Annotated in this window: 16 protein-coding genes; 12 read left to right on the forward strand and 4 right to left on the reverse strand. The window is 37.7% G+C overall.

Translation table 11 applies throughout. The features are described 5' to 3' along the window. Nucleotides 1-20 precede the first annotated feature (20 nt). From EL259_RS05385 to EL259_RS05400, 4 genes are all read left to right on the forward strand, one after another. Nucleotides 21-572, forward strand: coding sequence for a DsbE family thiol:disulfide interchange protein (locus EL259_RS05385; protein WP_126599704.1), 552 nt, complete (start codon nucleotides 21-23; stop codon nucleotides 570-572). Continuing rightward, the gene (locus EL259_RS05390; RefSeq protein ID WP_126599706.1) at nucleotides 569-1,093 is read left to right on the forward strand and encodes a cytochrome c-type biogenesis protein; all 525 of its coding nucleotides are present in this window, start codon (nucleotides 569-571) and stop codon (nucleotides 1,091-1,093) included. Before EL259_RS05385 ends, EL259_RS05390 begins: the two co-directional genes overlap by 4 nt. Next, on the forward strand, nucleotides 1,094-2,050 hold the full coding sequence (ccmI, locus tag EL259_RS08775; RefSeq protein ID WP_126599708.1) for a c-type cytochrome biogenesis protein CcmI: 957 nt from the start codon (nucleotides 1,094-1,096) through the stop codon (nucleotides 2,048-2,050). A 196-nt stretch (nucleotides 2,051-2,246) separates the two neighbouring features. Continuing rightward, complete coding sequence (locus tag EL259_RS05400) at nucleotides 2,247-3,371, forward strand: SEL1-like repeat protein (RefSeq protein WP_126599710.1); 1,125 nt, start codon at nucleotides 2,247-2,249, stop codon at nucleotides 3,369-3,371. A gap of 54 nt (nucleotides 3,372-3,425) precedes the next feature. Here the strand turns inward: EL259_RS05400 and folB are convergent, their stop codons facing one another. Beyond that, entirely contained in the window at nucleotides 3,426-3,791 is a 366-nt protein-coding gene (gene folB / locus EL259_RS05405) for a dihydroneopterin aldolase (RefSeq protein ID WP_126599712.1), read from the reverse strand. An 83-nt stretch (nucleotides 3,792-3,874) separates the two neighbouring features. Between folB and plsY the strand changes: the two genes are divergently transcribed. Next, complete coding sequence (gene plsY / locus EL259_RS05410; protein WP_126599714.1) at nucleotides 3,875-4,474, forward strand: glycerol-3-phosphate 1-O-acyltransferase PlsY; 600 nt, start codon at nucleotides 3,875-3,877, stop codon at nucleotides 4,472-4,474. 48 nt (nucleotides 4,475-4,522) lie between these two features. Here the strand turns inward: plsY and plsB are convergent, their stop codons facing one another. Beyond that, nucleotides 4,523-6,955 carry a glycerol-3-phosphate 1-O-acyltransferase PlsB gene (gene plsB / locus EL259_RS05415; RefSeq protein WP_126599716.1) on the reverse strand — a complete coding sequence of 811 codons (2,433 nt, stop codon included), beginning with the start codon at nucleotides 6,953-6,955 and terminating at the stop codon, nucleotides 4,523-4,525. Nucleotides 6,956-7,107: 152 nt separating this feature from the next. On the opposite strand from plsB, the gene lexA reads away from it, so the two are divergent. The 6 genes from lexA to trhP all read left to right on the forward strand — a co-directional run bounded on the left by lexA (nucleotide 7,108) and on the right by trhP (nucleotide 10,825). Next, complete coding sequence (gene lexA / locus EL259_RS05420; RefSeq protein WP_408608222.1) at nucleotides 7,108-7,731, forward strand: transcriptional repressor LexA; 624 nt, start codon at nucleotides 7,108-7,110, stop codon at nucleotides 7,729-7,731. Nucleotides 7,732-7,904: 173 nt separating this feature from the next. Beyond that, a complete protein-coding gene (rpsF, locus tag EL259_RS05425) occupies nucleotides 7,905-8,282 on the forward strand; it encodes a 30S ribosomal protein S6 (RefSeq protein WP_126599718.1) in 378 nt (125 codons plus the stop codon). 57 nt (nucleotides 8,283-8,339) lie between these two features. Continuing rightward, entirely contained in the window at nucleotides 8,340-8,594 is a 255-nt protein-coding gene (priB, locus tag EL259_RS05430; protein ID WP_232019098.1) for a primosomal replication protein N, read from the forward strand. A gap of 12 nt (nucleotides 8,595-8,606) precedes the next feature. Beyond that, on the forward strand, nucleotides 8,607-8,834 hold the full coding sequence (gene rpsR / locus EL259_RS05435; RefSeq protein ID WP_126599720.1) for a 30S ribosomal protein S18: 228 nt from the start codon (nucleotides 8,607-8,609) through the stop codon (nucleotides 8,832-8,834). An 18-nt stretch (nucleotides 8,835-8,852) separates the two neighbouring features. Beyond that, on the forward strand, nucleotides 8,853-9,302 hold the full coding sequence (gene rplI / locus EL259_RS05440) for a 50S ribosomal protein L9 (protein WP_126599721.1): 450 nt from the start codon (nucleotides 8,853-8,855) through the stop codon (nucleotides 9,300-9,302). Between the two features lie 158 nt (nucleotides 9,303-9,460). Further along, the gene (gene trhP, locus EL259_RS05445; RefSeq protein ID WP_126599723.1) at nucleotides 9,461-10,825 is read left to right on the forward strand and encodes a prephenate-dependent tRNA uridine(34) hydroxylase TrhP; all 1,365 of its coding nucleotides are present in this window, start codon (nucleotides 9,461-9,463) and stop codon (nucleotides 10,823-10,825) included. A 43-nt stretch (nucleotides 10,826-10,868) separates the two neighbouring features. Here trhP and EL259_RS05450 read toward each other — a convergent pair whose 3' ends face one another. Together EL259_RS05450 and EL259_RS05455 are read right to left on the reverse strand one after the other, a co-directional pair. Next, entirely contained in the window at nucleotides 10,869-11,309 is a 441-nt protein-coding gene (locus EL259_RS05450; protein ID WP_126599725.1) for a DUF2846 domain-containing protein, read from the reverse strand. An 8-nt stretch (nucleotides 11,310-11,317) separates the two neighbouring features. Further along, the gene (locus EL259_RS05455) at nucleotides 11,318-11,920 is read right to left on the reverse strand and encodes an opacity family porin (RefSeq protein ID WP_126599727.1); all 603 of its coding nucleotides are present in this window, start codon (nucleotides 11,918-11,920) and stop codon (nucleotides 11,318-11,320) included. Between the two features lie 600 nt (nucleotides 11,921-12,520). Here EL259_RS05455 and queA point away from each other — a divergent pair. After that, entirely contained in the window at nucleotides 12,521-13,597 is a 1,077-nt protein-coding gene (gene queA, locus EL259_RS05460; RefSeq protein ID WP_126599729.1) for a tRNA preQ1(34) S-adenosylmethionine ribosyltransferase-isomerase QueA, read from the forward strand. Nucleotides 13,598-13,634: the final 37 nt, after the last annotated feature.

The raw sequence follows: 13,634 nt of genomic DNA on the forward strand, positions 1-13,634 counted from the left end.
ATATTTTTACAGGATATGGTATGAAAAAGCGTTATATTCCTTTAGTTTTATTTTTACTTATCGCAATAGCTTTCTTTGTACAACTTTTGCGTAATGAACATGGTGATGATCCACGTGCATTAGAAAGTGCGTTGGTTGGACAACCAATGCCTGCAAGTAATTTACAAGGGCTTTGGGGTAAACACCTAAATTACAATGAACTCTTTAAAAATGGTAAGCCAGTATTGGTAAATGTATGGGCAACTTGGTGTCCAACATGCTTTGCAGAACATCAATTTTTAGATGAACTTGCAAAAAGTGGCGTACCTATTGTTGGGGTAGATTATAAAGATGGCGTTGAAGCTGCTCGAGAATGGTTGCATACATATGGCAATCCATATAAAGCGGTCATTAATGATGGCAATGGAGTATTAGGACTCGATCTCGGTATTTATGGTACGCCAGAAACATTTTTAGTCGATGGTAAAGGTATTATTCGTTACCGCTGGACGGGTAATTTGGATGCGGATGGCTGGAAAAATACATTAGGTCCACTTTATGAAAAGTATAAAGCCGAGGGAGATCATAAATGATCAAGAAAATTTTAAGTATCGTCCTTGCGTATTTTTGTTTGTCAACGGTAAGTTGGGGGGCGATTGATGCATTAAACTTTCAGAATATGCAACAAGAAGATGCCTATCATCGTTTAACGCAAGAATTACGTTGCCCGCAATGTCAAAATAACAATATTGCCGATTCAAATGCACTGATTGCCCAAGACATGCGAGGTAAAGTTTTTACCTTGTTACAACAAGGTAAATCCGAAAAAGAAATTATTCATTATATGGTTGAACGTTATGGTAATTTCGTTACCTATAATCCACCGATAGAACCCTCTACTATTATTCTTTGGGTGGTGCCATTTGGCATACTTATCTTTGCGTTGTTTTTCTTATGGCGACCACGGTTTTTATTTAATAAACCGAATGACACCCTTAATGATGTTTCTGAGAATAAAGCAGAAATGAATGATACGCTTCAAACCTATAAAACAGAGCTTTCACAGGATGACGAGCAACGTTTGCAGGAATTACTGAATAAAAAGGATAATTAGATGAATTTTTGGATAATTTGTTTATTAATAACCTTCGTCGCTGCATTAATAGGATTTTATCCACTTTGGCGTAGCAAAAGTAGTGATATTTCTACGGATCATGTACGTGATGAGTTAAATAAAGCCTTTTATTTTAATCGTCTGAAAGAAATTCAAGAAGATGAAGAACAAGGCTTATTAGATAATTTAGAACAATCTAAATTGGAACTACAACAAAATTTATTACAGGATATTCCTAAACAAGAAACGGAAGTTTTATCAAATAATGTTGATAAACACTTTGGAAAAGTTTGGGCATTGTGTGGTTTTTTATCATTACTTATTATTGCATTACCAGTTTACCTTAAAGTTGGTTCATGGCAAGAACAGGAAATGCTAGAAAAAACTGTAGTAAATTTACCTTATTTTTATCAACGTATTGATGATTTGAAAGGAAAACCACTTACTAATGATGAATTAAACCAATTTATTTTTGCACTCCGTGTTAAATTGCAACAAAATCCAGATGATGCACTAGGTTGGTGGCGATTGGGTGAGCTTGCAACAAAACAATCGAAGATGCGTCTTGCGATGAATAGTTACGAAAGAGCATATAAATTGGATCCTAAAAATAATGCCTTCGCTCTTTCTTATGCACGTTACTTGATGTTCTCGAAAAGTAATGTTGATAAAGCAAATGGAATCTCAATTGTGCGCAGTGTTCTTCGCAAAGATCATACCAACATGCAAGCATTAGGTTTATTGGCATTTCAATATTTTTCAGATCAGGATTATCGCATGGCTGCAGCAACTTGGGCATTAATGATTCAATTGCTTCCGCCAAATGATCCAAGAGTGCCGGTATTGGAAAAAAGCCTAATGACTGCACAAGCACAACTTCAAGCTCAAGAATTGGGAGATAAAGAAGATGCGCAAAGGATTAAAGCAAATAAAGAGGCACAACAAGCACAAAAATAATTAAGATTCGCCTCAGAGTGGTAGATGACCATTCTGGGGCGGCTTGCTAAATAACCCCTTGTAAAAAGTTGATTGAAAACAATAAAGTAGTAAAGTGAATAAGGAATATTCGTTACTTGCGCGGTTATGTAATTTACATAAGAGATAATTACTATATTTTGATTTCTCATAATGAGCGATTTATAAGGATTTAATAATGAAAAAGTTATTCCCTGCATTATTGGCGATTGCTTTGTTTTCTAGTGGATGTTCGAATTTTTTACAAACTCAACACATTAAGAAAGTAGCAAATACGGGTAATCTCGGCGCCCAAATTGCCTTGGCTAGAGCGTATTATCTTGGAAAAGGCGTACCACGATCTTATTCTCAAGCTGTTCACTGGTATATGAAAGCGGCACAACAGGGAAATCCAGAAGCACAGTATAATCTTGCTACCTTGTATAAAGATGGCAAAGGTGTAGAGCAATCTTATATTCAAGCTGCCAACTGGTACCAAAAAGCAGCAGAACAAGGATTGTCGTATGCCCAATATAATTTGGGATTAATGTATTACAAAGGAGAAGGCGTTTTTCAGTCTTATCCTAAAGCCGCTGAATGGACGGCTAAAGCTGCAGAGCAAGGACTCGCTGATGCTGAGTCTAATTTAGGGAAAATGTATTTTTCAGGGGAAGGGGTAGAGCAGTCCTATCCGCAAGCATTTATGTGGACCCAAAAAGCAGCGATGCAAGGCTCAGTTGAGGCACAATTTGATTTGGCAACGATGTATTATCAAGGAAAAGGCGTTGCACAATCTTATGAAAAAGCAGCAGAATTTTATCGTAATGCCGCTATGCAAGGTTCAAGTGCGGCAGAGGGTGTGTTGGGTGACCTTTATTATTATGGAAAAGGTGTATCACAATCATACGCTGACGCAGCAGCATGGTACGCTAAAGCGGCCAAAGCAGGTTCAAGTCGAGCGCAAAATAATTTAGGATTAATGTATCTTTCTGGATTAGGAATGCCAAAATCTTATGAAAAGGCATTTATTTTGTTTAAAGCAGCGGCTCAACAAAATAATATTCAAGCACAGGACAATCTTGCCCATCTTTATCAGCAAGGACTTGGCGTTGCACAAAATAATATTGTTGCTTATGCTTGGTATAACCAAATGCTTACACATGGTGTGAATAGTACGGCGGATAGTAATTTGATTGCGGATGCTAAGGCGAAACTTTATCAATTAGAAAGCATATTAGATGAAAAACAAGTCGCACAGGCGCAAGCGCTCACCTTAGAAGCATTAACAAAGATTAATCCGATTTCGTATCCGCTCGTTATTTGATTATCACGCCCCGATTTTCATAAAAATTTTTATGAAAATCGGGGCGTCAAATAATTAAGAAGAAAAATTGGGGTGAGTTCGCTCAATTGTTATACCGACACTTTGAGCATCAGGAATCGCATTTGGTTTATGCAGTGTGAGTTTTAACCAAGGAATATTGAAACGTTGTAATAACATCATTGCTGTTTCATGAGCCAGTTTTTCAACTAAATAGAAAGCATGTTCCTGACAAAATGTAATGATAGCTTGGCTAACTTCGGCATAGTTTAAACAAAATTGCACATCATCGGTGGTGGCAGCTTTATGGCAATCCCAAGCCATTTCAAGATCGAAAATGATTTTCTGCCTAATTTGTTGTTCCCAATCGTAAACACCGATTTGTGCGGTTGTAGTTAATCCAGTAATGAAAATATGATCCATTGGGTCTCTCCTAAAATTATGGTAGCGATATGCTAACAATTTTGAGTAAAATACACGAAATTTTTTTAAGTAGAGGATAAAAAATGACAGCATTTGCCTTGTTCTACATGTTATGTGCCTATTTACTGGGCTCGGTATCCAGTGCAATATTATTGTGTCATTTTTTAGGACTTCCTGATCCAAGAAAATCTGGCTCTAATAACCCAGGAGCGACTAATGTATTAAGGTTAGGCGGTCGTTGGGTTGCCCTCGCAGTATTCATTTTTGATGTTTTAAAAGGGATGATTCCAGTTTGGGCAGGATATTATTTAGGGCTCAGCCAATTTGAACTTGGAATGGTAGCGCTTTGTGCCTGTCTAGGACATATTTTCCCGATTTTTTTCCACTTTAAAGGTGGCAAAGGCGTAGCGACTGCATTTGGTGCCATTGCACCGATTAGTTGGAGTGTCGCTGGATTTACATTTGGCACATGGCTTCTCATCTTTGTTCTTACTCGTTACTCCTCTTTAAGTGCTGTGATTACCGCATTACTTGTTCCATTTTATGTTTGGTATGTCAAACCAGAGTTTACTTTCCCTGTTGCAATGGTGTGTTGCTTAATTATCTATCGTCATCATGACAATATCCAACGCCTATGGCGTGGACAAGAAAGCCGATTTTCTTTTGTTAAAAATAAAGATTAAAAAATAAAAAAGCCACAAATTTCTTTGTGGCTTTTTTGTTATGTAATTTTATTCATGGATTGTTTCAACAGCACTTTTTATTGTGAGAGTGACTTCAGTTGAAATAACATGTTCTAAAATTGTACTTAAACTTGAAAGCTTGCGGTAATCCGCAATACCTTGATTATTGATGTAGCCTTGTTCTTTCAAACTATTAATGAAGTTTGTAAAGACGGCTTTATCAAAGAATTCTGGTGCATTGATACCGTGTAAAATAGATAAACGGCGTGCAACTGTTTGGCTATTTTTTTCTAAATCAGCACGTGCGATATTAGGTTCGTTTTGTAAAATACTAATTGTAATATTATAACGTTGCAAAATTTCACGCACACCAGCTGACCAAAGTTGGAGTGGGCGTACATGAGATTTGTTCAATGTCAGAATATTGGCATTGCATTGAATGAGATTTTGACGTTCAAATTCTGTAATAATTGCTTCCAAATACGCATGAAGTTCTTCTTCGTTGAAACGTAAGAATAATTCTTTTTGTAAGAATGGATAAAGTTTCTTCGCCGTATCAATAACCAAATCCTTTTGGATTGCTTCATAATGCAAGATAAGGCTTGCAACTAAAGAAGGGAGTGCCAAAATATGTTGAATATTATTACGATAATAAGTCATCAATACCGCAGCATCTCGTTGTAGGCGAATGATTTCACCAAAGTTATCTTTCTCAACTAAAAGTCCCATGCGATCTAAATTGAAGGCATATTCTACCATTTCGGCAGGTGTTTCCTGAGGAAGTGTCATATCTTGAGAATAAGGAACGTTGGTCAGGAAATCTTGGTAACTTTCTAATTGTTCAATAAGTTGCTCTTTACTTAATGCACGTTGACGTGAAGAAAGGAGCGCAGTACCAATTAAGTTCATCGCATTCACGGCGGCTGCATTATTAATATGCACCATAACTTTATTAGAAATATTTTCTACAGCAGAACTAAACCAAGGTGCACGTGCATCATTTTCTGCCTCACCTTTCTCTTTCCATTCTGGATAGTGTTGGTTGAGGTAATTCGCAATACTGATTGGTTCACCAAAGTTTACATAAGCTTTACCAAGTTTACGTAATTTTTTAATAACGCGAATCACTAGTCCTGCATTTTCTTTTTCTTTTTCTGCACCACGTAGCTCTTTTGCGTAGGTATCTACTTCAATAACATGCTCATAACCAATGTACACAGGTACGATCGAAATCGGACGACGTTGATCTTGTTGCAAGGCTTGCAATGTCATTGACATCATTCCTGTTTTTGGTGTGAGCAAGCGTCCTGTGCGAGAACGACCACCCTCAATGAAATATTCAACAGAATAACCACGATAAAAGAGTTCTGCTAAATATTCACGGAAAATGGTGGCGTAAAGACGATTCCCTTTGAAACTACGGCGAATGAAGAATGCGCCACCACGGCGGAACATTGACCCTACTGGCCAGAAATTAAGGTTAATCCCTGCGGCAATATGCGGTGGAACTAAACCCTGATGGTAGAGTAAATAAGAAAGTAGTAAGTAGTCAATATGGCTACGGTGACATGGAATATAAACAATTTCATGACCTTCTAATGCCAATTTACGCACGCGATCTGCGTTTTGTACATTAATCCCTTGATAAAGCTTGTTCCAAAGCCAGCGTAAGAAACGGTCAGCTAAACGTAAACCTTCATAATTTACGTTAGCAGCAATCTCATCCATAATTTTATAAGCTTCACGTTTAGCTTTTTCTGGAGTGACATTTTTTAAACGGATTTCATCATCAATAGCCTGAAGCACAGCAGGGGATTGCATAAGATTACGGAACATAGCCTGGCGGTTTGGAAGGCGTGGACCTGTTGCAGAAATACGTTGTTTAGAAAAATGAATTTTAGCGACACGAGTTAGTTTTGTTGCTAATTTTGGATCGTTACCATACTCATTTACCATATAACGCAATGAAACGGCTTGTGAGAAACGTACGAAGGTATCACGACCAAACCAAATTGCTGCAATCATTTTTTGTAAGCTATTTAATAAGCGAAGTTTTGGTAGCCCCGAGCTACCTTCGTGACCAGGTGATCGACCCCATAAAACAGATGCTGGAATAATTTGAACATTTAAATGTGGATCTTTACGATGTAAATCTAAATATTGATTGAAAATATTAATGGTTTCTTTTTTAGCCGTTTTACCACGAAAAACACTGTTACCTTTGTCTAAAAAAACATATCGAGGTAAGGATTTTCCTGCAATATCATTGTGTTCCGCAGGATCTGGCAATCCTACGCTTAAACAGTTTCTGCGTAAAATGACAAAGTCTGTTTGTGAAGTATAAGGGAGAATATAAACAACCGGTTGTGATAGATCTAAATTTAGTTCATCAATTGGATGTTGTGGAATAGGATTATTTTTTACCAAAAATGACAAGGGAAAATCTAAGGCCTGTCGGTAAAGGTTTAATAAAAAAGACATATTTATTACCAGTGATTAATAAATTAAGAATAATTTACCTTATTTTACCTCAAAAAGTTAGCTTTTTGTGCGAAAGAAAGCATTGCATAATGAATAAAGATGTATAGAATGACATAAATATATTGTATAAAAAAACAGGGGTTGCAATAAAAATGCTCAAAAAGTTAACAGAAAGACAACAGCAAGTCTATAATTTGCTGAAAAGTCATATCGATAGTACGGGCATGCCACCTACTCGTGCAGAAATCGCCAAAGAACTTGGATTTCGCTCAGCGAATGCTGCCGAAGAACATTTAAAAGCCTTGGCTCGAAAAGGGGTTATTGAAATTCTATCGGGTGTATCTCGTGGTATTCGTTTAATTGCTGAAGATGAACCTGTAGAGGAGGGGATTCCTCTGATTGGGAGAGTGGCAGCGGGCGAGCCGATTTTAGCGGAAGAACATATTGATAGTATTTATCATATCGATCCGCAAATGTTTAATCCTGCAGCAGATTTCTTGTTACGTGTGTATGGAGAATCAATGAAGAATATTGGCATTTTAGATGGTGATCTTCTTGCTGTTCATCATACGAAAGACGTACGTAATGGGCAGGTTGTTGTTGCTCGCATTGACGATGAAGTCACAGTAAAACGTTTGGTTAAACAGGGTAATATGATTTACCTTCATGCGGAAAACGATGACTTCGCACCGATTGTCGTAGATTTAAATCAGAATCCGACTTTTGAAATTGAAGGTGTAGCGGTAGGGATTATCCGCAATAATCGCTGGATGTAATCACGCCCCGAAAATCGGAAAATTTTTTGATTTATTATAAAAAATCTTGTTATTTAAAATAAGCACTGTATAATTCCGCAACTTACAGTCGTGTTCATTTTTTCGTTCCTTGCTTCCGCAAGATTGGCGACTGGTCTTACAGTCGGAGGCTGATTAACCCGTAAGGAGCAGCAATGCGTCACTACGAAATCGTTTTTATGGTTCATCCAGACCAAAGCGAACAAGTACCTGCGATGATTGAACGTTACACCAACTCTATCACAGAAGCTGGTGGTAAAATTCATCGTTTAGAAGATTGGGGTCGCCGTCAATTAGCATACCCAATCAACAAATTACATAAAGCACACTATGTGCTTATGAATGTAGAAGCGCCTCAAACAGTAATCGACGAGCTAGAAACAACATTCCGTTACAACGATGCAGTTCTTCGTAACGCGATTATGCGCACTAAGCACGCCGTAACAGAAGCGTCCCCAATGGTTAAAGCACGCGACGAACGCAAAGCTGTAACTGAAGTTGAAATCAACGATACTGAGGATGCTGGCGAGTAATTGTCTATTTCAAATCGTTTATCTTTAACGGGTAAAGTTTCCACTTTCCCTAAAAGGATGAGAACCCCGAATGGTATAGAACATTGCCAATTTATTTTTGAGCATCGTTCTTACCGCCAAGAAGCAGGATTTCAGCGCCAAGTTTGGTGTAAAATCCCGGTTCAAATTAGCGGGGCAGATTTAATAGCAAAGACACAAAGCATTACGGTCGGTGTGGATCTCTTTATTGTTGGTTTCTTGATTTCGCAAAAAGCGCCAAATCAATTAACGCAATTAGTATTACACGCCGAGCAGATCGAATTTATAGATTAGGAGAATCGCCACATGGCACGTTATTTCCGTCGTCGTAAGTTCTGCCGTTTCACAGCGGAAAATGTTACTGAAATCGATTACAAAGATATCGCAACATTAAAGAACTACATTTCTGAAAGCGGCAAAATTGTCCCAAGCCGTATTACTGGTACTCGTGCGAAGTATCAACGTCAATTAGCTCGTGCAATCAAACGCGCGCGTTTCTTAGCGTTACTTCCATACACTGACAACCAACACTAGTTGCAAGGAGTACAGTAAATGCAAGTTATTTTATTAGAAAAACTCGCTCACCTTGGTAACATCGGTGAACAAGTGAACGTTAAAGCAGGTTTTGCACGTAACTACTTAATCCCACAAGGTAAAGCAGTAATGGCAACCGCAGCAAACGTAGAATATTTTGAAAGCCGTCGTGCTGAACTTGAAGCAAAAGCTGCTGAAGTTTTAGCTCAAGCACAAGCTCGTGCTGCACAATTAGCTGAATTAGCTAAAGTAACTATCGCTTCTAAAGCTGGTGATGAAGGTCGTTTATTCGGTTCAATCACTACTCGCGATGTTGCTGATGCAGTAACTGCTGCTGGCGTTCAAGTTGCGAAAAGTGAAGTTCGTTTATCAACTGGTCCTATCCGTACCCTTGGTGAACACGAAGTTCGTTTCCAACTTCACCCAGAAGTATTTGCAAGCTTAATCGTAGACGTTGTTGCAGAATAATTTATTCTTCACAATGTAGAAAACCTAGCCTTTGGGCTAGGTTTTTTTATATTTTTGAAAGCAGTGATTTTTTGAGAAAAATTACTACTTAAAATTATAATAATTTTCTTTTAATTCATCGCCATAGCGATGACTGACCTGAACTCAGAGAGAACAAAATGAATAAACCAGAATTACTTTCCCCAGCGGGCTCACTTAAAAATATGCGCTATGCATTTGCGTATGGTGCTGATGCCGTTTATGCGGGGCAACCACGTTATAGTTTACGTGTGCGTAACAATGAATTTAACCACGCTAATTTAAAAATCGGTATTGATGAAGCTCACGCACTTGGTAAGAAATTTTATGTTGTGGTGAATATTGCACCGCATAACTCAAAATTAAAAACATTTATCAAAGACTTAGAGCCTGTTGTGGCAATGAAGCCTGATGCACTAATCATGTCTGATGCAGGGCTTATTATGATGGTGCGTGAAGCATTTCCTGATATGCCAATTCATCTTTCGGTTCAAGCGAATGCAGTAAACTGGGCAACAGTTAAATTCTGGCAACAAATGGGCTTAACCCGTGTTATTTTATCTCGCGAATTATCAATCCAAGAGATCGCAGAAATTCGTGAAAAAGTCCCAGAGATGGAACTTGAAGTGTTCGTCCATGGTGCACTTTGCATGGCATACTCTGGTCGTTGCTTACTTTCTGGATACATCAATAAACGTGATCCTAACCAAGGAACTTGTACCAATGCGTGCCGTTGGGAATATTCCGTAACTGAGGGCAAAGAAGACGAAGTCGGAAATATCGTTAACGTAGGTGAAGAAATCCCTGTTAAAAATATTGCACCAACTTTAGGTGAAGGTCCAACAACAGAAAAAGTTTTCTTATTAGCAGAAAGCCAACGCCCTGAAGAACAAATGGCGGCATTTGAAGATGAACATGGCACTTACATTATGAACTCTAAAGATTTACGTGCAGTTCAACATGTCGAAGAATTGACAAAACTTGGCGTGCATTCTCTAAAAATCGAAGGTCGTACTAAATCTTTCTATTACTGCGCACGTACCGCTCAAGTTTACCGTAAAGCGATTGATGATGCCGCAGCGGGCAAACCATTTGACGAAAGCTTAATGACAACCTTAGAAAGTCTTGCCCACCGTGGCTATACAGAAGGCTTCTTACGCCGTCATACCCATGATGAATATCAAAATTATGATTACGGTTATTCCATCTCTGAACGTCAACAATTTGTAGGTGAATTTACTGGAAACCGTAATGCAGAAGGCATGGCAGAAGTTGCAGTTAAAAATAAATTCCTACTAGGGGATAGTGTAGAAGTGATGACTCCGCAAGGTAATATCACGATGCAAATTAATCGCCTAGTGAACCGTAAAGGTGAAGAAGTAGAGGCAGGTAAAGGCGATGGACATTTTGTATTCCTTGATGTTCCTCAAGATTTAGATCTGAATTTTGCTTTACTTATGCGTAATCTAACCGATACGAATACACGTAATCCACATAGCAAATAAATCAGATAAAAAATAAAAAGGCATCGTAATGATGCCTTTGCTTTTATCCGAAAGATTTTCCTAGTTGCAGAGAACTTATTGCTTTTTTACAAGTTTCTAGTGAAACTTGTGACAAACTTGATCCTGCCCATAGCAAACTAGGCCACAGATATTGGTGGAAACAATATATTTTGCCTGCTTGCATATTTACTTTGTAATGGTTGTAAGTCAATACAGATTCGGTAGCAAGTTGATGTTCACCTGGTTTGAGCTGTTTATAAAAGTACACATAAGCACCAGTTTCCCCAATAGGCTTTTTATCAACTACGAGGGTTTTCTTTACTGCCCCCCCAAAAAATGAATTACGATAAATATATAATGCAGCTTTATCTTTCGGTGCAACAAATTGTTTAGCTTGTTGATCGGCCTCTTGAGTAGCGAGTGGTACAGTTGCACAACCACTTAATAGGCTTGCGCCAAGTAATGCAAGAATATATTTTTTCATAATGCCTCTTAGAATTTAAAGCGAAGTGTTAAGCCACCGCCAAGCGAGTTTGCAGGATCGCCACTAAGTAGATCCCAATTCGCGTTTACGCCTACAAGTAAGTTATCAATTACTTTGTATTCAACGCCGCCAACAACGCCCAATCCCATATGGTTTGATTTTAATTCAATTCCTTGAGCAGCTAAGCTTTGAGTTAATTGATCATCAGCTTTAAATTGTGTGTACATCACACGTCCGCCTACATATGGCTGAATATCCGCTTGAGGTCTAAAGTTATATACAGTCGTGATACCTACATTTCTGACTTTTAAATCGCCTTTAATGTAGGGATCGCTACTGGTCAATGTACCTAAATCTTCATAATTAATTTCAGTACGAACAGGGCCGAAATCATAACCTATAGCTACTGCTGGAGTGAAACCAGAGCGTTCTAATGGTTGAAGATCAGCATCGACAGAATCGAATGGCATTTTTGTTTTTGCAAAATTTGCATTGGCAGAAATATAAAAACCAGTATTATTATCGATTTCTGCGGCATTATTAAAATTATCAGCATAAGCTGCTGCACTAAGCATAAGGCTTGGAATGAGTACAAAAAGTGTTTTTTTCATAAAAATTTCCAAAAATTAATTTGTTTTATAAAGTTTAAAAGATTCGTTTGTTACATCATGTAACGATACATAATTGTACAAAAAAAAAACAACACTAAAAGAAAGTTTATGATTTTTAATCAATAAAAAGAAATAGATTGAAAAAATGTTAAAAAAATGTTGCAAATGTAAAATAAAAGTCTATAATACGCCTCATACCCTAAAAGTATGACTCCAAACTTTAGCCCCATTTCCTCAATGGGGCTTTTTTTTATTTTAAATTCAAGATATTACCCCTCTCATTTTCTTAAACTAACCAATTAAATTTTTACCCTGTCTAAAATTAGTGTATTAATTGACCCAATATGTAAGAAAACAGATCAAAAACCTTAATTTTTGTATATAAATTTTGTAAAAAACAAATAAATATTATTTTTTTGTTAAAAAAGTGTTGCAAATGTGAATTAAAAGTCTATAATACGCCTCATACCCTAAAAGTATGACTCCAAACTTTAGCCCCATTTCCTCAATGGGGCTTTTTTTTATCCTCATCCTTGAGGTTCATGCCAAATACCACTAGACTAGCGTCTTGTTTTTTTATTTCTTATTACGTAATGAATTATGCGAGTTTCTGATTTTTATTTTGATTTACCTGATGAGCTGATTGCTCGTTACCCAGTACCCGATCGTAAGTCTTGTCGTCTTTTAACTTTAAATGGGACGACAGGAGAATTGAGCCACGGTCACTTTTCTGATGTACTAGATTGTATTGAAGAAGGAGATTTAGTGATTTTTAATAATACCCGAGTTATTCCAGCCCGTATGTTTGGTAAAAAAACAAGTGGCGGGAAAATTGAGGTATTAGTTGAACGCATCTTGGATGATAAACGTTGTTTGGCACATGTTCGTGCGTCTAAAGCGCCTAAAGAAGGGACTGTTTTAATTCTAGGTGAAGATAAGTTGGGTGAGGGGAATGGTTTTGAAATGGAAATGGTTGCCCGTCATGATGCCTTATTTGAGTTGAAATTGTTAAATACAACAGAAACTTTATTAGAACGTTTACAAGAAGCAGGGCATATTCCACTTCCACCTTATATTGATCGTCCTGATGAAGATGCGGATAAAGAGCTTTATCAAACCGTTTATAGCAAAGTGCCTGGAGCAGTTGCGGCACCGACAGCGGGTTTACATTTTGATGATGAACTCTTAGCCCAACTTAAAGCGAAAGGCGTTAATTTTGCATTTGTTACCTTGCATGTTGGGGCGGGAACTTTTCAACCAGTCCGTGTAGAAAGAATTGAAGATCACGTGATGCACAGTGAATATGCAGAAGTGCCTCAAGATGTGGTTGATTTAATTCTTGAAACGAAAGCACGTGGTAAACGTGTTATCGCTGTTGGAACAACATCTGTTCGCTCTATTGAAAGTGCGGCATTACGCGCAGAAGAAAATCACGCGCAACAAATTATTGAGCCTTTCTTCAGTGATACTAGTATTTTTATTTATCCTGGTAAAAAATTCCGTGTCGTGGATGCAATGATTACAAACTTCCACTTACCAGAAAGTACCCTTATCATGCTAGTGAGTGCTTTTGCTGGGTTTGATCATACGATGCAAGCTTATAAAGAGGCGGTAGAGAATAAATATCGATTCTTTAGTTATGGCGATGCAATGTTTATCACTAAAAATCAAGCTTAATTTTTTATCACGCCCTAAAAATCATAAAAATTTATGA

It is taken from the genome of Actinobacillus delphinicola, assembly GCF_900638385.1.
GTDB classification, from domain to species: domain Bacteria; phylum Pseudomonadota; class Gammaproteobacteria; order Enterobacterales; family Pasteurellaceae; genus Actinobacillus_C; species Actinobacillus_C delphinicola.